The sequence below is a fragment of the Bradyrhizobium sp. HKCCYLS2038 genome (assembly GCF_051167655.1).
GTDB lineage: Bacteria > Pseudomonadota > Alphaproteobacteria > Rhizobiales > Xanthobacteraceae > Bradyrhizobium.
In genome coordinates this window covers 473,566-490,644 of record NZ_JBNPTM010000001.1, presented here as the reverse complement: position 1 = coordinate 490,644, position 17,079 = coordinate 473,566, and the positions used below count along the sequence as shown (strand labels likewise).

The following is a 17,079-nucleotide window of genomic DNA, read 5'->3' as shown; positions in this document are numbered from 1 at the left end:
AACATTTTTTAATAAATTTTCGACACATGGCATCGCTGCGCAACGCCGATCGACGCAGCGAATACGTCTGCAACAGTGGCTTGGTGGAACGATCTGCGCCATGCGCCGAGAGCCACACGACGCGGAGTCAGGCCGCGCAAGACTTCGCTGTCTCGGCCAATCGCCAACCTGCTCATTCCTCGACGAAGCGCACCGTATCGGCCAGCTGCGCACGGCTGGTCCGGTAGGAGTTGGCCTTGTGGTCGAGGTCGGGATAGCCGAACGAAATGCCGCACACGATCCTGCGATCGTCACCGAGACCGAAGTGCTGCCGCACCAGGTCGGAATGAAACGCGAGAGCGGCCTGCGGCACCGTGGCCACACCGAGCGCCTGCGCCGCCAGCATGAAGCTCGTGACGTAGCCGCCGCAGTCGATCGCGCCATAGGTGCCAAGCGCCTCGTCGCTATGGATGATTGCCACGTGCGGCGCGCCGAACAGATTGTAGTTCTCCAGCGCCTGCCTGGCGTAGCCGGCCTTGTCGCCACGTTCGATGCCAAGCGCGTTATAGAGCTGGAAGCCGCTCTCGCGCCGCCGCTCCAGATAGACGCCCTTGTATTCGCGCGGAAACGGGAAGTCGCCCGACGCCGGCTTGCCGCCCGATGCGGCGGCGTACATCATCTTGCGGAACGCTTCGGTGGCCGGGCCGCTCGTGATCTCGACGCGCCAAGGTTGGCTGTTGCACCACGACGCTGTCTTCTGCGCAGCTGATAGAATACGCTCGATGGTCGCGCGCGGCACGGGATCGGCGCGGAAGCTGCGGCACGAGAAACGTGCGGCCATCAACTCTTCGAGAATGGTGATGGGGTCTGTGTTGGCGGACACGGCTTTTGCTTCCATGCGATTGGCTCTCGTCTCGACCGATCTCACACCTCATGGTGAGGAGGCGCGCAGCGCCGTCTCGAACCATGAGGCCCCAGACGGGCCTCATCCTTCGAGACGCTGCTGCGCAGCTCCTCAGGATGAGGGTTAGCTACGTCCCTTGGTCGGGACCTTGTTGAACGGCACATCCTTGTCGACCCTGATATCACCGGGCAGGCCGAGGACGCGCTCGGCGATGATGTTGCGCAGGATCTCGTCGGTGCCGCCGGCGATGCGCATCGAGGGCGAGGTCAGCAGCATCTGCTGGAACTGTCCCCCCGTCATGCCTTCGTCCGCACCGGTGAGCACGCCGGCGCCGCCTTCGAGGTCCATCGCGTAGGTCGCGATGTCCTGCAGCATCACGCCGGCGACCAGCTTGCCGATCGAGTTCTCCGGCCCGGGACGCTCGCCCTTGGATAGCGCCGAGATCGCGCGGTAGCTGGTGTACTTCAGGCCGCTGGCCTTGACCGCCCACGACGCCAGCTTGGAGCGCGTGGCGCGATCGTCGATCGCAAGCCCGTTGTCGGTCATCAGGTTCGCGCAGAACTCGAACATCTCCGGAAAACCGGTGGCGAGCCGCGCGCCGATCGACATGCGCTCGTTCATCAACGTCGTCAGCGACACGTTCCAGCCGTCGCCGACCGCGCCGAGGCGCTGCGAGTCCGGGATGACGACATCCGTGAAATAGACCTCGTTGAACTCCTGCATGCCGTTGGCCTGCTTGATCGGACGAACTTCGACACCAGGACTCTTCATGTCCAGGAAGAACATCGTCAGACCCTTGTGCTTCGGCACGTTCGGATCGGTGCGTGTGATCAGGAGGCCGTAGTCGGAGTAGTGCGCGCCCGACGTCCAGATCTTCTGGCCGTTGATCACCCAGTCGTCACCGCGCTTCTCGGCGCGGGTGCGCAGGCCCGCGACATCAGAGCCGCCGGCCGGCTCGGAGAACAGCTGGCACCAGATCTCCTCGCCCGCAGCGAGCTTCGGCAGATAGCGCCGCTTGTGCTCCTCGCTGCCATAGGCCATCACCGTCGGACCGCACATGCCCTCGCCGATCTGGAACGGCTGCGTCAGCTTGCCGTAGACGCCCTCTTCCTGCTGCCAGATCACGCGCTCGATCGGCGTCGCGCCGCGGCCGCCGTACTCCTTCGGCCAGTGCAGGCAGCTCCAGCCGGCGTCGGACTTCTTCTTCTGCCAGGCCTTGCCGACCTCGACGATGTCGGCATGCTTCAGCCGGATGCGCCCGAGCGAGGAGCTCGCAAGCTCCTCCTCCAGCTCCTTCGGCGCATTGGCGGCGATCCAGGCGCGCGCGGTCTCGCGAAAGGCGGCTTCCTCAGGGGTGTCGTCGAAGTTCATGCCCTAGCCCTCACTTGATCTACGTAGGGCGGGTTAGCCGAAGGCGTAACCCGCCACTTGATTGACGTCGCGTGGTCCACGGCGGGTTACGCTGCGCTAACCCGCCCTACGACAGTAACTAGGCACGTCCCTTCGTCGGGACCTGGTTGAACGGCAGGTCCTTGTCGACACGGATATCGCCAGGCAAACCGAGCACGCGTTCGGCGATGATGTTGCGCATGATCTCGTCGGTGCCGCCTTCGACGCGGGTGCCGGGCGCGCGCAGCAGCATCGCCTGGAAGCGCCCGGCCAGCTCCGCCTCGGGACCGCTCAGCACACCAGCCGCGCCCTGCAGATCGAGCGCGAAAGCCGCGACGTCCTGCACCATCGAACCCGCGACCAGCTTGCCTATCGAGTTCTCCGGACCGGGGCGCTCGCCTTTCGACAGCGCCGAGATGGCGCGCATGCTGGTGTATTTCAGTCCGCTCGCCCTCACCGCCCAGCTCGCCAGCTTCGAGCGCACGTTGCGGTCCTCGATCGCGGGTCGATCGTCCAGCATCAGGTTGGAGCAGAAGTCGAACAGCTCGGGGAAGCCGGTGGAGACGCCGGCACCGATCGACATGCGCTCGTTCATCAGGGTGGTGAGCGCGACGTTCCAGCCGTCATTGACGGCGCCGAGCCGCTGCGAGTCCGGGATCACGACATCCGTGAAATAGACCTCGTTGAAATCCGAATGGCCGCTGGCCTGCTTGATCGGCCTGATATCGACGCCCTTGCTCTTCATATCCAGGAAGAACATGGTGAGGCCCTTGTGCTTCGGCACGGTTGGATCGGTGCGCGTCAGCAGGATGCCGTAGTCGGAGTAATGCGCGCCGGAGGTCCAGATCTTCTGGCCGTTGATCACCCACTCGTCGCCGCGCTTCTCGGCGCGGGTGCGCAGGCCCGCGACGTCGGAGCCGCCGGCCGGCTCGGAGAACAGCTGGCACCACACCTTCTCGCCCGACGCCAGCGGCGGCAGGTACTGCCGCTTATGCTCCTCCGATGCGTAGGCCATCATGGTCGGCCCGCACATGCCGTGGCCGATGATGAACATGCCCGACAGCTTGCCGAACGGCCCCTCCTCCTGCTGCCAGATCACGCGCTCGATCGGCGACGAACCGCGGCCGCCATACTCCTTCGGCCAGTGCAGGCAGGCCCAGCCGGCATCGGCCTTCTTCTTCTGCCAGGCCTTGGCGACCTCGAGGATATTGGCATTCTTCAGCGCGGTGCGGCCGAGCGAGGAGGCGCGCAGCTCGTCCTCGTACTGCTTCGGCGCGTTGGCGGCGATCCACGCACGAGCTTCGGCGCGGAACGCAGCCTCTTGTGGGGTGTCATCGAAGTTCATGTTTCAAACCCTGCTCTCGTAGGGTGAGCAAAGGCGCAACGAGCCGTGCCCACCGTTGCAGCCACTTGACGGGGATGGTGGGCACGCTTCGCTTTGCCCACCTACGAATTCATGCCGCATTGCGCTTGCGCATGCGGTCGATCAGCTGGTCTTCCCAATACGACAGGCTGCCGAGGCCGAGCGCGAGCGCGTTGGCGCGGCGGTAGTACATGTGGCAATCGAACTCCCAGGTGAAGCCCATGCCGCCATGGACCTGGATGTTGTTCTTGGCGCAGTGCTGGAACGCCTGCGTCGCGCTGATGCGCGCCGAGGCCGCGGCCTCCGGCAATTCCGGGGCGTTGGTCGAGAGCGCCCAGGCGCCATAGTAGGAGTTGGAGCGGGCCAAGGTCGCCGACACATACATGTCGGCCAGCATGTGCTTGACCGCCTGGAACGAGCCGATCGGACGACCGAAGGCGATGCGGTCGAGCGCGTAGTCGCGGCCCATCTCCAACGCACGGTCGGAGCCGCCGACCTGCTCGAAGGCGGTCAGCACGGCCGCGCGGTCGAGCACCTGGGTGAGGATGCTCCAGCCCTCGCCGGCAGCGCCGAGCGGCTCCGCCTTGCAGTTCGTAAAAGTGAGCTCGGCCTGGCCACGGGTCGGGTCGAGATTGGTCAGCGCCTTGGCCTCGACGCCGCCAGCCTTCGTATCGACCAGGAACAGCGAGACGTCGCTGTCGCGGCCGGTCGAGGCGGTGCGCGCCGCGACGATGATCAGATCGGCGATGGCGCCGTCGGCGACCGGTTTCTTGACGCCGTTGATCACCCCATTGGCAGCCTCAAGTTTGATCGCCTTCGGCGACGGATTGCCGGTGCCCTCGAACAGCGCCAGGGTGCCGATCGTCTCGCCGCTCGCGATCTTCGGCAACCACGCCTGCTTCTGCGCATCGCTGCCGGCCAGCATCAGTGCTTCCGCGGCGAGATAGACCGTCGACGAGAACGGCACCGGCGCCAGCGCGCGGCCGACTTCCTCGGCGATCACGCACAGCTCGAGATGGCCGGCGCCCGCGCCGCCATACTCCTCGGGGATCGCGACGCCGAGGAAGCCCATCTCGGCAAAGCCCTTCCACAACGCGCGATCATACGGCTCCTTGCCGTCGAGCACGACGCGCACCGCCTTGGGCGGGCACTTCTCGGCGAGGAATTTCCGCGCCTGGTCCCGCAGCTGTTTCTGGTCGTCGGAGAAATCGAAGTTCATGAATGTCACTCGCCTTGGAAGTCGGATCTAAAACTCGCCGTCATTCCGGGGCGCGCGGAGCGCGAGCCCGGAATCCATACTCACGATCGTGGTTATGGATTCCGGGCCTGCGTGCTGCGCACGCATCCCGGTATGACGAGTGGAAAGAGATGGGCCTCATCACAGCACGATCACGTCGGAGTCGGGCACATCAGCGTAGAGCCGCTCCACCAGGGCTGCGCGGCGGTCGAGGCCGGCGCGCTGGTTGATGTAGCCCTTGTCGGTCAGCTCGTGGCCGTCGATCGACGGCGGCTCGACCATCAGCATGGCGCGGCCGATGCGCCGGCTGCTGGCGCCTTCGCACTCTTTATTATGTGCCTGAAGTCCGCGGCGGACACAGTCGATCACCGCCGGATGTTTCACCACGTCCTCGAAGGTCGCATCGGGATTGCCGACCAGTTGCCGGCAGGCGTGCAGGTTCGGCCACGCGAGCAGGCCGACATACTCACGATCCTGCCCGGCCACCAGCGCATCGTGGATCGCCGGCGTGGCGGCCGCGATCGCATCGGTGCGCAGCGAGCCAACATGCACGAAGGTCCCGGTCGTCAGCTTGAAGTCCTCGACGACGCGGCCGGCGAAGATGATGCCCTGCGCCGGATCATTGGGATCGACGAACAGGCCGGCATCGCCGATGCAGTAGAAGCCTTCGTCGTCGAACGCCTTCTTGGTCAGCTCGGGCTGGCCGAGATAGCCGGGCATGACGTTGATGCCGCGCAGCCGCAGCTCGTATTTGTCACCGGTCGGCACCATCTTCAGCTCGACGCCGGGGAACGGCAGGCCGATCAGGCCGACGCGCTCGGTGTTCCAATAGGTGCCGGTCGAGGTCGGCGCAGTCTCGGTCGAGCCCCAGCCGGTGTAGAACACGATGCGCTCGCCGGTAGTCTTGACCGCCAGCGCCTGCATGCGCTCGTAGAGATCGTCCGGCAGCCGCGCGCCGCCATAGGCCATGATGCCCAGATCCTTGAAGAACGAGCGGCACAGCGCATCGTCCTTCTCCATCGCCGCGGCGAGTGCGGCATAGCCCGCGGGAACGTTGGCGTAGTAGGTCGGCGACACCTCACGCAAATTCTTGATCGTCTCGTCGAACATGCCGGGCATCGGCCGGCCGTCGTCGATGTACAGCGTGCCGCCCTCGATCAGCAGCGGATTGAACAGCGCGTTGCCACCCATGGTGTGATTCCACGGCATCCAGTCGAGCACGGTAGAGATCGGCGCATCAGGCCCGCGCGGACGCGTCTGCATCATCATCGCCGCATTGGCGCACATCATGCGCTGGGTGTTGATGACCGCCTTGGGCATGCCGGTCGAGCCGGAGGTGAACAGGAGCTTGCCGACGGTGTCAGGCGTGATCTGCGCGATCGACGTCTCGACCTCAGATGTCACCGGCGTCGCGGCCAGATCCGCGAAGCTGACGCTCGGGATGCCCTCGCACGGACGCGCGACATGGACAACGGTGACGCCGGCGAGGTCGAGTGCCTTCAGCGCCTTCTCGAAGGTCGGGCCGTCCTGCACCATGACGACGCCCGGCTTCACCAGCCCGAACAGATATTTCAGCTTGAGGTGATCGTGACTCATCAGCGAATAGGCCGGCGACACCGGCGCCGCCGGGGAGCGTGCCTGCATCGCGGCGAAGGTCATCAGCGCATGCTCGATGGAATTGCCAGAGAGGATCGCGACCGGGCGGCCATCGAGTTTCAGATTGAGCAGACCCTGCGTCAGTCCGTCGACGGTACGCTTGGCTTCAACATAGGACAGCTTGCGCCATTGCCGCTCGGGTCCGCTGCGCTGCGCGAGCCAGGTCCGCGTCGGCGCCTCCTTGGCCCAGCGCGCCAACGGCGCGGCGAGATGCGGCTCGTAGGCCTGCAGCGGAATGCGCGACTTGATGACGATCACGCCATCCCCCCGCCGTTCGACATCGATGTCGCGCGCCAGCCAGTTGACCTTGCGGAATGCCGGCTTCTCCAGCACCTTCGCTGCCGTTCCGTCCATTTTGCGTCTCCCGAAATATCGTCCTTTGCGGATCTTGATATCTAGCGGTTGGTATAGACCGGCTTTCGCTTCTCGAGGAAGGCCGTAATGCCTTCCTTGAAATCTTCCGAGCGGCTGCACAGCACCTGGTTGCGATCCTCCATGGCGATCACGGCTTCGATCGACGACGCATCGACGCTCATGTTGAGGCATTCCTTCGACAGGCGAAGCCCGACCGGCGAGGCCGTGATCATCGCACCGATGAAGGGTGCAGCGGCGCTGTCGAGCATGTCGTCCTCGACGATCTCCGACACCAGGCCCACCATGAGCGCACGCTCGGCGCCGATGAAGCGTCCGGTGAGGATCAGCTCGGAGGCGACGGAGACGCCGACGAGGCGCGGCAAAAAGTAGCTGGTGCCGATGTCGCAGCCGCCGAGCCCCAGCTTGATGAAGGCGCAGTTCATCCGCGCCGAACGCGAAGCGATGCGGATGTCGGCGGCGAGCGCCAGCGCGAAGCCGCCGCCGGCGGCGGCGCCCTGCACCAGCGCAATGATCGGCTGCGGACAGCGCCGCATCAGCATCACGATGTCGGCGATGCGGCGCTGCGAGTCCAAGGATTCGGTGACGCTGGGCGGCTCGTTGACGCCACCGCGCCGCTGCATCGCGGCCTTGAGGTCGAGGCCAGCGCAGAAGTTCTTGCCAGCGCCCTTGAGCACCACGACGCGCGTCGTGCCGTTGCGCTGCAGGCTTTCGAAATAGGCGTTGAGCGCATCGATCAGTGCCGGATCGAGCGCGTTCAGGCTCTCCGGACGATTGAGCGTCACATGGTCGACGCCGTTGTCATGCTCGATCAGCAGCGGTTGGGACATGGCGCGCTCCACCCTCAGTGTCGTCCCGGCGAACGCCGGGATCCATAGCCACCGGCTTGATTGGTCAGGGCGCGGTGTCTGCCAGAGTGCCTCTCACAGACGCCGCGGAGTAGGGGTCCCGGCTCGAAGCCGGGACGACAGCGGAGGTTGTGGTTAGCGCGGGGCCATGCGGATGGCGCCGTCGAGGCGGATGGTTTCGCCGTTCAGCATCGGATTCTCGACGATGTGGACGGCGAGGTTGCCGTATTCTGTGGCGTCGCCGAGGCGGGCCGGATGCGGCACCTGAGCGCCCAGGCTCTTGCGCGCTTCTTCGTTGAGGCCCATCAGCAGCGGCGTCAGGAACAGGCCGGGTGCGATGGTGTTGACGCGGATCTTCTGGCTGGCGAGATCGCGTGCCGCCGGCAGCGTGAGGCCAACGACGCCGCCCTTCGACGCCGAATAAGCGATCTGGCCGATCTGACCTTCGTAAGCTGCCACGCTGGCCGTGTTGATGATGACGCCGCGCTCCTCGCCGACCGCCTCCGCTGTGACGAGGCGCTCGGCAAACAGGCGCAGCACGTTGAACGTGCCGATCAGATTGACGTTGATGATGCGGGCGAACTTGGCCAGCGGATAGACGCCGTCCTTGCCGACGATGCGCTGCGAGCCGCCGATGCCGGCGCAGTTCACCAGCACGCGGGCGATGCCGTGCGCGGCTTCCGCCTTGGCCAGGCCGGCCTTGACCTGCTCTTCGTCCGTGACGTCGGCATGAATGGCAACGCCGTTGAGCTCGGCAGCGACCTTCTCCGCGTTCTCCTTGCTCTGGTCGAGCACGGCAATCTTGGCGCCCTTGGCGGCCATGGCGCGCGCGGTGGCGGCGCCGAGACCCGAGCCACCGCCGGTGATGAGAACGGCAACGTTGTTGAGTTGCATGGTGCGTTTCCTCCGTTTTGTTGTTGGCGAGTGGCGAATAGGGAGTAGCGAATAGGGAAGGCAGGATATCCCCTACTCGCTACTCCCTATTCGCCATTCGCCCCTTTCACTATCCCGCCGCAGATCAGCGCCTCCATATGGGCGATGTACTGGCGGCAGACATCATCGGTGACCGGGCCGACGCCGATCGCGCGCGACATCGCGTGGCGGCCAAAGAACAGGTGATCGCAGGCGCCGATCAGGCTGGTGTAGAACAGCACCGGATCGACGACGCGGAACTCGCCCTTGGCGACGCCCTCCTCGATCAACCGGCGATGAAAATCCAGCAGCGGCGCGACGAAGAACTTCGACACCTCGTCAGCGGCCTCGGGGCTGCTCTCGTGCAGGAGATAATGGATCAGCCGGTTCATGTAGGGAAACCGGTGATAGGCGCGGATAATGCCGTTGATGTGCAGCTTGAGCTTCGCGGTCGGCGAGATCGGCTGCGCCAGCAGGAATTCGAGATGGGCGACCTCGGTCGCCGCGTCGCGGGCAAGCAGCGCCAGCAGCAGGCCGTCCTTGTTGCCGAAATGGTATTTGACCAATGCGGCGTTCGAACCGGACTTCTGCGCGATGTCGCTGAGCGAGATCTCGATCGAAGACCTCTGGATCATCAGCTCGCTGGCGGCGACCAGCAGCTTCTCCGCGGTGGCATTCCGCCCCGCGGGAAGTTTCTCCGGCACGCTGTTCTGAAGCTGAGGTCCCAAGATCCATCTCGCGCTTGATCGGGGCAGATAAGCCGAAGCCGGAGTTGATCTCAAGAGTTAATTGATCGATTGACTAAGCCTCAATCGCGCATTTAAATCGCCGGCAATCACGAACCAAGTCTAGGGAGGAAACCTCATGGCGGAAGCCTATATCGTCGCGGCTGCACGCACGGCCGGCGGCCGCAAGGGCGGCCGTCTGGCCGGCTGGCATCCGGCTGATCTGGCGGCGAAGGTGCTGGACGCGCTGGTCGAGCGCTCCGGCGCCGCGCCGGACCAGGTCGAGGACGTGATCATGGGCTGCGTGATGCAGACCGGTGAGCAGTCGACCAACATCGCCCGCAACGCAGTGCTGGCCTCGAAGCTGCCGGAGAGCGTGCCGGGCACCTCGATCGACCGCCAGTGCGGCTCGTCGCAGCAGGCGCTGCATTTCGCCGCGCAGGCAGTGATGTCGGGCGCGATGGACGTCGTGATCGCCGCGGGCGTGGAGTCGATGACCCGCGTGCCGATGGGCCTTGCCTCCACCTTGCCGGCGAAGAACGGCTTCGGGCACTACAAGAGCCCGAGCATGGAGAGCCGCTATCCGAACATCCAGTTCAGCCAGTTCACCGGCGCGGAAATGATGGCGGAGAAGTACGGGCTGTCGAAGGATGACCTCGACGAGTACGCCTATAACAGCCACCAGCGCGCGATCGCGGCGACGCAGGCAGGGCACTTCAAGGACGAGATCATTCCGCTGCAGATCACCCGTGCAGACGGCTCGACCGACACCCATCATATCGACGAGGGCATCCGCTTCGACGTCAGCCTCGACGGCATCAAGGGCGTCAAGCTGATCGCCGAGAACGGCAAGCTGACGGCCGCCAGCGCCAGCCAGATCTGCGACGGCGCGTCGGGCGTGATGGTCGTCAACGAGCGCGGCCTGAAGTCGCTCGGCGTCAAGCCGCTGGCCCGCGTGCATCACATGACCATGATGGGCGGCGATCCCGTCATCATGCTGGAGGCGCCGCTGCCGGCAACGCAACGCGCGCTGCAGAAGGCCGGCATGTCGATCGACGATATCGACCTCTACGAGGTCAACGAGGCCTTCGCCTCGGTCCCGACAGCGTGGCTGAAGAGCACCGGCGCCGATCCGAGCCGGCTGAACGTCAATGGCGGCGCGATCGCGCTCGGCCATCCGCTCGGCGGCTCCGGCACCAAGCTGATGACCACGCTGCTGCATGCGCTGAAGGCCCGCAACAAGCGTTATGGTTTGCAGACCATGTGCGAGGGCGGCGGCATGGCCAATGTGACGATCGTCGAGAGACTCTAGCTCTCACAGCACCAACGGTGTCGTCCCGGCCTAGTGCGCAATTGCGCACTAGGCCGGGACCCATAGCCACCGAATTGAATGTTGGGCAAGCTGGAGCCACAGCTCGCTCTCACCACAGCTTCCTGTGGTTATGGGTCCCGGCTCAAGGCCTGGACGACACCTTTTCCTTTCATCCGCGGTGAGCCCATCATGACCCACCCCTCCATCCACGCCCAGAGCCATCCCGACAAGATCGCCTATCAGATGGCGGGGACCGGCAAGGCCATCACCTATCGCGAGCTCGACGAGTTTTCCAACCAGGGCGCCCAGCTGTTCCGTGCGCTCGGCCTCAAGGCCGGCGATCACGTCGCGTTCCTGATGGAGAACCGGCTTGCCTTCATGGAGATCGCCTGGGCCGCGCAGCGCTCCGGCCTCTACTACACCGCGATCAGCCGCTATCTCACCAAGGACGAGATCGCCTACATCATCAAGGATTGCGGCGCCAAGGTCTTCATCACCTCGCCGAAATGCGCCGAGCAGGTGCGCGACCTCGTGTCGAATGACGGTCCGCTGTTCTTCATGGTCGACGAGCCCGAGCCCGGCTTCCGCTCCTGGGACAAGGAAGCCGGCGCACAGCCAAAGACACCGATCGCCGACCAGGTCGCCGGCTACGACATGCTGTATTCGTCAGGCACGACCGGACGGCCGAAGGGCATCAAGAAGGATTTCGAAGGCAATCCGATCGACCAGGCGAACCCGTTCCTGCGCGTGCTCTGCGCCGACATGTGCGGCATGAATGCCGAGAGCACCTATCTGTCGCCGGCGCCGCTCTATCACGCCGCTCCCTTGCGCTTCAACATGATGGTCTCGGTGCTCGGCGGCACGTCGATCATCATGGAGCATTTCGACGCCGAGGAGTTTCTTAAGCTGGTCGAAAAGTACAAGGTGACGCAGTCGCAGCTGGTGCCGACGATGTTCGTGCGCATGCTCAAGCTGCCGGAGGACGTCCGCAAGCAGTACGACGTCTCGACCTTGAAGGGCGCGATCCATGCCGCGGCGCCCTGCCCGGTCGACGTCAAGGCCAGGATGATCGAGTGGTGGGGGCCGATCCTGATCGAGTACTATGCCGGCTCCGAAGGCAACGGCGTCACCGTGTGCACCTCGAAGCAATGGCTCGAGCATCGCGGCAGCGTCGGCCGCGCCGTGGTCGGCAAGATCAAGATCCTCGGTGAGGACGATCAGGAGATGCCGACCGGCGAGATCGGCACGGTCTATTTCGCCGACGCGCCGGTCTTCTCCTATCACAACGATCCGGAGAAGACGAAACGCGCCTACAACGACAAGGGCTGGTCGACCCTCGGTGATGTCGGCTATCTCGACGCCGACGGCTTCCTCTATCTCACCGACCGCAAGTCCTACATGATCATCTCGGGCGGCGTGAACATCTACCCGCAGGAGACCGAGGACGTGCTCATCACCCATCCCGATGTCGCCGATGTCGCGGTGTTCGGCGTGCCCAATGAGGAGATGGGCGAGGAGGTCAAGGCCGTGGTGCAGCCGCACGACATGGCCCGCGCCGGCAAGGCGCTCGAGGAGCAGTTGATCCTGTTCTGCCGCCAACACCTGTCGCCGCTCAAATGCCCGCGCTCGATCGACTTCGAGCCGGAGCTGCCGCGCACCCCGACCGGCAAGCTGGTCAAGCGCCATTTGCGCGAGCGCTATTGGCCGAAGAAGGGCGCGGCGTAGCCTCACCAACGGTGTCGTCCCGGCCTTGAGCCGGGACCCATAACCGCCGTCTTGAGTTTTGCGAAGGCTGGAGCTGCCAGTCAGCCTCACCACATCGTCCTGTGGTTACGGGTCCCGGCTCAAGGCCGGGACGACACTGATGAGGGCCGCGATGACATCTCTTCACCAACTTCCCCCGCTCCCCCTTCCGTCCTCCATCCGCAGCCGTTACGTCGACGGCATCAACGGTCTGCGCATGCACGTCCTCGAAGCCGGCTTCGAAACACCGGGCCGGCCCTGCGTGGTGCTGCTGCACGGCTTTCCCGAGATCGCCTATAGCTGGCGCAAGGTGATGCCGGCGCTGGCGGCGGCCGGCTATCACGTGCTGGCGCCGGACCAGCGCGGCTATGGCCGCTCCACCGGCTGGAGCGCCGAATATGACGGCGACCTCGCGCCATTTCGCTTCACCAATCTGGTGCGCGACGCGCTCGGCGTCGTCTATGCCTTCGGCCACCGCCATACGGCCGTCGTCGGCCACGATTTCGGCAGCCCGGTCGCGGCGTGGTGCGCGCTGATCCGCCCCGACGTCTTTCGATCAGTGGTGATGATGAGCGCGCCGTTCCCAGGTCCGCCGCCAGCGCCGTTCGGCATCGCCGACCGGCCGGTTGCGCCGCAAGAAGATCCCGTGCACCGCGAACTCGCGGCATTGCCGCGACCGCGCAAGCACTATCAATGGTACTACTCCACGCGGCAGGCCAACGCCGACATGGTCAAGGCCCCGCAAGGACTGCATGATTTCCTGCGGGCCTATTATCACCACAAGAGCGCCGATTGGCCCGACAACAAGCCGTATCCGTTGCAGGCGTGGAGCGCAGACGAGCTGGCCAAGCTGCCGACCTACTATGTGATGGACCTCGCCAAGACGATGGCCGAGACTGTCGCCGAGGAGATGCCTGACGCCGCGGCGATCGCGGCCAATCACTGGCTGCCTGACAGCGAGCTCGCGATCTACGCCGCCGAATATGAACGAACTGGCTTCCAGGGCGGGCTGCAATGGTATCGCTGCGGCACGTCAGGCCTGTTCGACGCGGAATTGCAGACCTGGTCGGATCGCACCATCGACGTTCCGTCTGCATTCATCTCCGGTCTGCAAGACTGGGGCATCTACCAACGGCCCGGCGTGTTTGAAGCGATGCAATCCCGAGTGTGTACCAACATGATCATGTGCGAGCTGATCGATCGCGCCGGTCATTGGGTGCAGCAGGAGCAGCATGACCATGTCAATGAGCTCCTGTTAACGTTCCTGAACAAATCGACAGCCTGATTTCGGACTCCGTTCTGACTTATCAGGCGAATCGAGGAACGAACATTCGGGGTGCGACGTTTTGGCATTCGGGCGATGCGCATCAGGAGATGATTTATGGATAAGAAGATCGCAGGCTTGCTCGGCGCAGTTGCCGCCGTCGGCGCGCTCGGCACGACTCAGGCGTCGGCGGCTCCAGCCCCCACCGATGTGCTGAAGGTCAATTCCTACGCCGACCTTCTCGAGCCGATTCCGGATGCCGCAAAGGTGCTGCAGGCGCTCGACGAGCAGGGACCGCAGGCGGACGAGCCGAGGGTTCAGTTGGCGCAGTGGTACCACCACCACCACCATCATCACCACCATCACCATGGCTACTGGCGCGGCTACGGCTACGGCCCTGGCTATGGGTACGGCTACGGCCCCCGGGTCTACGTGGTGCCGCGCCGCTACTACCATCACCACCACCATCATCACCATCACTGGTACTACGATCGCTATTGATCGCGGTGAGATGACGGTCCGAAGGGCGCCGGCCGCGGGGTCGGTGCCCTTTTCTTTGAGGAAAGAGCCGCAGCAAATCGTTGTGGAGCTGTCGCGACGAGCGAGCCTGTCAGTTTATTTCTCCGTCATGCCCGGGCTTGTCCCGCCTGCGCGGCCGAAGCCGCTTCGGGGCGGCGAAGACCCGGGCATCCACGTCGTTCAGCACGCTGAGAACGACGTGGATGGCCGGGACGAGCCCGGCCATGACGACGTGGAGACGGGCGAGCAAAACGTCTGCTGGCCGAAGGCGATGGCGCGCGCGCTGAGGACGTAAGTCTGATCAGGACTTGCGCGCCTTCTCCTTGGCCGCGCGGTGCAGATGACGATAGGTGCCGTCAAACACCGTGTCGGTATTCGACACCCATTCGGTCTCCTTGGCGAGCACGGGCCGGCTGGCATGGATGCGGCGCGATTGCAGCTCGCGCTCGGCCGCCTCGTCGGGGCTCATCGGCTCGACCGTGAAGTTCGCCTCCTCCGGGATGACGATGACCTGCGCGAACGGCTCGCCGGGGCGGAAGATGTGCGTGCGGCCCTCCGCCGGCGCCTTGAAGACGCAGAAGAACAGCATCGGCCAGAAGTTGCGCACCAGCGCCGGCACGGCGATCGGGCAGGTATCGGTGCGGTCGGTATAGAAGCGCGGATGCGGCTCGGTCCGGATGGCAAAGCCCTTGGGGACCTTGAGATCGAGCAGGATCTGATAGGTGTAGAACGCATCGCCGAAGTTGCGGAACGGCGGCCATTGCAGGCTCGGGCTGGGCGGCTCGCCCCAGTCCCCCGACAGCTCCAGTCTGCCGTCGCGCGTCGTCACCTGCAGCTCGAATGCGTAGGGGTAAAACAGCTCGATGCCATATTGCGCACCTTCAGAGAATGGTACGCAGTGCCAGACCTGCTCATGCGAGCCATTCGCGCGCGGCTGCCGTTCTCCTGCCCAGCCCGGAATATCCATCCTGGTGCGGCGCGGCGCCAAGCCAGGATCTTTGAGCCGGTATTTGACGCTGTCCATTGGAACTCCTTAGGTGGCTACGCGAACCGCGAACGACGAACTATCCTCGCAGTTCCATGACTGCAGCTTGAATGAGCCATCACGAAAGGTTTCGCGACCACGGGGCGGCGGGAGTTTGACCGCGTTGCGGCAAATTCCTATACACTTTAGAAACGTTCTAAACACACGAATGTTGAGAGCGACAGATCCGGGGATCTTGGAATGAAGAATTTCGCCGACCTCACCGAGCGCGAGATCCTGGCGATCGCGATCTCGGCCGAAGAGGAAGACGGCCGCATCTACATGAGCTTCGCGGAGGACCTTGCGGAGCGGTATCCGGATTCGGCGAAGTTGTTCGAGCAGATGGCCGAGGAGGAGAAGGGCCACCGCCACATGCTGCTGGAACTCTATGAGGAGCGCTTCGGCAAGAACCTGCCGCCGATCCGGCGCGAGAACGTCAAGGGCTTCATGCAGCGCCGCCCGATCTGGCTGACCAAGAACCTGTCGCTCGACGCCATCCGCAAGGAGGTCGCCACGATGGAGTTCGAGGCCGAGCGCTTCTACGCCAAGGCGGCCGAGCAGGCCAAGGACGTCGGCGTGCGCAGGCTGCTTGGCGATCTCGCGCTGGCCGAGAAAGGCCACGAGCAGGTCGCCGCCAAGCTGACCGACCAGATCCTGAGCCCCGACGTCCGCCACAAGGAGGACGAGACACGGCGGCGCGTGTTCGTGCTGCAATATGTGCAGCCCGGCCTCGCCGGCCTGATGGACGGCTCGGTGTCGACGCTCGCGCCGTTGTTCGCTGCCGCTTTCGCCACGCATCAGAATTTTCAGACCTTCCTGGTCGGTCTCGCCGCCTCGATCGGCGCCGGCATCAGCATGGGCTTTGCCGAGGCGCTGTCCGACGACGGCTCGCTGACCGGCCGCGGCTCGCCGTTGCTGCGCGGCGCCGTCTGCGGCGCGATGACGACGCTCGGCGGCCTCGGCCATACGATGCCCTATCTGGTGCCCGATTCCTGGACGAACGCGTTCTGGATCGCGACTGCGATAGCCTGCCTCGTCGTGTTCTTCGAATTGTGGGCGATCGCCTATATTCGCGCCCGCTACATGGACACGCCCTTCTTGCAGGCCGTGTTCCAGATCGTGCTCGGCGGCATCATCGTGCTAGGGGTGGGGATATTGATCGGAGCGGCCTGAGCATGCATGGCGGAACTTCCGCCCTGATTGCTGATTGCGCCTCATCGATCGCAACAGAAGGCTCGTCATGACGCCACGCCTGCATTACGGCACGCCTGCGAAGATCCTGCACTGGCTGGTGGTGGCGCTGCTCGCCATCCAATATCCGATCGGCTGGCTGATGCCCGATCTGCACGCCAGCACGCCGCCGGGCGCGCCGATGATCCTGCACATCTCGTTCGGCCTCACCATTCTCGCGCTGATCCTGGTGCGCTTCGTCTGGCGGCTGACACATCCGGTCGCACCTGAAAGCTCGCTGCCGCCGTGGCAGCGGCTGAGCTCGGAAGCCGTGCACTGGATGCTCTATGTCATGGTGCTCGCCAGCACCATCACCGGCTGGCTGTTCGCCTCGTTCCGCGGCTGGAGCGTGTCGTACTTCTATTTGTTCCAGCTGCCGATGCTGGCGGCGCGCAACCCGGCCGGCAACCGCGCCATCGACGGGCTGCACCAGGCGGCCGAATGGCTGCTGCTGATCCTGATCGTCGTGCATGTCGGCGCCGCCCTGGCGCACATCTTCGTGTATCGCGATCGCGTCATGCAGCGCATGCTGCCGGGCTGACGTGCAGGCCAGCAATTTCGGTCAAGCCACCGCCATTGGCGTCGGCTACAACAGGGCCTTC

15 protein-coding genes are annotated in these 17,079 nt (G+C 64.6%); 6 read left to right on the top strand and 9 right to left on the bottom strand.

The window, feature by feature from the left end; translation table 11 throughout:
* Window positions 1–172: 172 nt before the first annotated feature.
* The 8 genes from ACQR1I_RS02160 to ACQR1I_RS02125 all read right to left on the bottom strand — a co-directional run bounded on the left by ACQR1I_RS02160 (window position 173) and on the right by ACQR1I_RS02125 (window position 9,388).
* Window positions 173–820: a nitroreductase gene (locus ACQR1I_RS02160; protein ID WP_434865894.1), complete on the bottom strand. Its 648-nt coding sequence runs from the start codon at window positions 818–820 to the stop codon at window positions 173–175.
* A gap of 186 nt (window positions 821–1,006) precedes the next feature.
* Window positions 1,007–2,254 (bottom strand): acyl-CoA dehydrogenase, encoded by a 1,248-nt coding sequence (locus ACQR1I_RS02155; protein ID WP_434865535.1) that lies wholly within the window; start codon window positions 2,252–2,254, stop codon window positions 1,007–1,009.
* Between the two features lie 118 nt (window positions 2,255–2,372).
* A complete protein-coding gene (locus tag ACQR1I_RS02150) occupies window positions 2,373–3,617 on the bottom strand; it encodes an acyl-CoA dehydrogenase (RefSeq protein ID WP_434865534.1) in 1,245 nt (414 codons plus the stop codon).
* Between the two features lie 109 nt (window positions 3,618–3,726).
* Window positions 3,727–4,854, bottom strand: coding sequence for an acyl-CoA dehydrogenase family protein (locus tag ACQR1I_RS02145; protein ID WP_434865533.1), 1,128 nt, complete (start codon window positions 4,852–4,854; stop codon window positions 3,727–3,729).
* Window positions 4,855–5,013: 159 nt separating this feature from the next.
* The gene (locus tag ACQR1I_RS02140) at window positions 5,014–6,882 is read right to left on the bottom strand and encodes an AMP-binding protein (RefSeq protein ID WP_434865532.1); all 1,869 of its coding nucleotides are present in this window, start codon (window positions 6,880–6,882) and stop codon (window positions 5,014–5,016) included.
* A gap of 41 nt (window positions 6,883–6,923) precedes the next feature.
* Window positions 6,924–7,730: an enoyl-CoA hydratase/isomerase family protein gene (locus tag ACQR1I_RS02135; protein WP_434865531.1), complete on the bottom strand. Its 807-nt coding sequence runs from the start codon at window positions 7,728–7,730 to the stop codon at window positions 6,924–6,926.
* Window positions 7,731–7,883: 153 nt separating this feature from the next.
* On the bottom strand, window positions 7,884–8,642 hold the full coding sequence (locus ACQR1I_RS02130) for an SDR family NAD(P)-dependent oxidoreductase (RefSeq protein ID WP_434865530.1): 759 nt from the start codon (window positions 8,640–8,642) through the stop codon (window positions 7,884–7,886).
* An 86-nt stretch (window positions 8,643–8,728) separates the two neighbouring features.
* On the bottom strand, window positions 8,729–9,388 hold the full coding sequence (locus ACQR1I_RS02125; RefSeq protein WP_434865529.1) for a TetR family transcriptional regulator: 660 nt from the start codon (window positions 9,386–9,388) through the stop codon (window positions 8,729–8,731).
* 136 nt (window positions 9,389–9,524) lie between these two features.
* Between ACQR1I_RS02125 and ACQR1I_RS02120 the strand changes: the two genes are divergently transcribed.
* The 4 genes from ACQR1I_RS02120 to ACQR1I_RS02105 all read left to right on the top strand — a co-directional run bounded on the left by ACQR1I_RS02120 (window position 9,525) and on the right by ACQR1I_RS02105 (window position 14,205).
* Window positions 9,525–10,697 (top strand): acetyl-CoA C-acetyltransferase, encoded by a 1,173-nt coding sequence (locus ACQR1I_RS02120; RefSeq protein WP_434865528.1) that lies wholly within the window; start codon window positions 9,525–9,527, stop codon window positions 10,695–10,697.
* 189 nt (window positions 10,698–10,886) lie between these two features.
* On the top strand, window positions 10,887–12,422 hold the full coding sequence (locus ACQR1I_RS02115) for an acyl-CoA synthetase (protein WP_434865527.1): 1,536 nt from the start codon (window positions 10,887–10,889) through the stop codon (window positions 12,420–12,422).
* A gap of 235 nt (window positions 12,423–12,657) precedes the next feature.
* Window positions 12,658–13,725, top strand: a complete 1,068-nt coding sequence (locus tag ACQR1I_RS02110; protein WP_434865893.1) for an alpha/beta fold hydrolase — start codon at window positions 12,658–12,660, stop codon at window positions 13,723–13,725.
* 96 nt (window positions 13,726–13,821) lie between these two features.
* Entirely contained in the window at window positions 13,822–14,205 is a 384-nt protein-coding gene (locus ACQR1I_RS02105; protein WP_434865526.1) for a hypothetical protein, read from the top strand.
* Window positions 14,206–14,524: 319 nt separating this feature from the next.
* Here the strand turns inward: ACQR1I_RS02105 and ACQR1I_RS02100 are convergent, their stop codons facing one another.
* A complete protein-coding gene (locus ACQR1I_RS02100) occupies window positions 14,525–15,247 on the bottom strand; it encodes a hypothetical protein (protein WP_434865525.1) in 723 nt (240 codons plus the stop codon).
* Window positions 15,248–15,448: 201 nt separating this feature from the next.
* Here ACQR1I_RS02100 and mbfA point away from each other — a divergent pair, with 201 nt between their 5' ends.
* Both mbfA and ACQR1I_RS02090 read left to right on the top strand, forming a co-directional pair.
* Window positions 15,449–16,420, top strand: coding sequence for an iron exporter MbfA (mbfA, locus tag ACQR1I_RS02095; protein ID WP_434865524.1), 972 nt, complete (start codon window positions 15,449–15,451; stop codon window positions 16,418–16,420).
* A gap of 67 nt (window positions 16,421–16,487) precedes the next feature.
* Window positions 16,488–17,018, top strand: coding sequence for a cytochrome b (locus ACQR1I_RS02090; protein ID WP_434865523.1), 531 nt, complete (start codon window positions 16,488–16,490; stop codon window positions 17,016–17,018).
* Window positions 17,019–17,079: the final 61 nt, after the last annotated feature.

Coding starts and splice junctions, on each gene's coding strand:
- ACQR1I_RS02160 (WP_434865894.1), bottom strand. CDS start 820: ATGGCCGCACGTTTCTCGTGCCGCAGCTTCCGCGCCGATCCCGTGCCG.
- ACQR1I_RS02155 (WP_434865535.1), bottom strand. CDS start 2,254: ATGAACTTCGACGACACCCCTGAGGAAGCCGCCTTTCGCGAGACCGCG.
- ACQR1I_RS02150 (WP_434865534.1), bottom strand. CDS start 3,617: ATGAACTTCGATGACACCCCACAAGAGGCTGCGTTCCGCGCCGAAGCT.
- ACQR1I_RS02145 (WP_434865533.1), bottom strand. CDS start 4,854: ATGAACTTCGATTTCTCCGACGACCAGAAACAGCTGCGGGACCAGGCG.
- ACQR1I_RS02140 (WP_434865532.1), bottom strand. CDS start 6,882: ATGGACGGAACGGCAGCGAAGGTGCTGGAGAAGCCGGCATTCCGCAAG.
- ACQR1I_RS02135 (WP_434865531.1), bottom strand. CDS start 7,730: ATGTCCCAACCGCTGCTGATCGAGCATGACAACGGCGTCGACCATGTG.
- ACQR1I_RS02130 (WP_434865530.1), bottom strand. CDS start 8,642: ATGCAACTCAACAACGTTGCCGTTCTCATCACCGGCGGTGGCTCGGGT.
- ACQR1I_RS02120 (WP_434865528.1), top strand. CDS start 9,525: ATGGCGGAAGCCTATATCGTCGCGGCTGCACGCACGGCCGGCGGCCGC.
- ACQR1I_RS02115 (WP_434865527.1), top strand. CDS start 10,887: ATGACCCACCCCTCCATCCACGCCCAGAGCCATCCCGACAAGATCGCC.
- ACQR1I_RS02110 (WP_434865893.1), top strand. CDS start 12,658: ATGCACGTCCTCGAAGCCGGCTTCGAAACACCGGGCCGGCCCTGCGTG.
- ACQR1I_RS02105 (WP_434865526.1), top strand. CDS start 13,822: ATGGATAAGAAGATCGCAGGCTTGCTCGGCGCAGTTGCCGCCGTCGGC.
- ACQR1I_RS02100 (WP_434865525.1), bottom strand. CDS start 15,247: ATGGACAGCGTCAAATACCGGCTCAAAGATCCTGGCTTGGCGCCGCGC.
- mbfA (WP_434865524.1), top strand. CDS start 15,449: ATGAAGAATTTCGCCGACCTCACCGAGCGCGAGATCCTGGCGATCGCG.
- ACQR1I_RS02090 (WP_434865523.1), top strand. CDS start 16,488: ATGACGCCACGCCTGCATTACGGCACGCCTGCGAAGATCCTGCACTGG.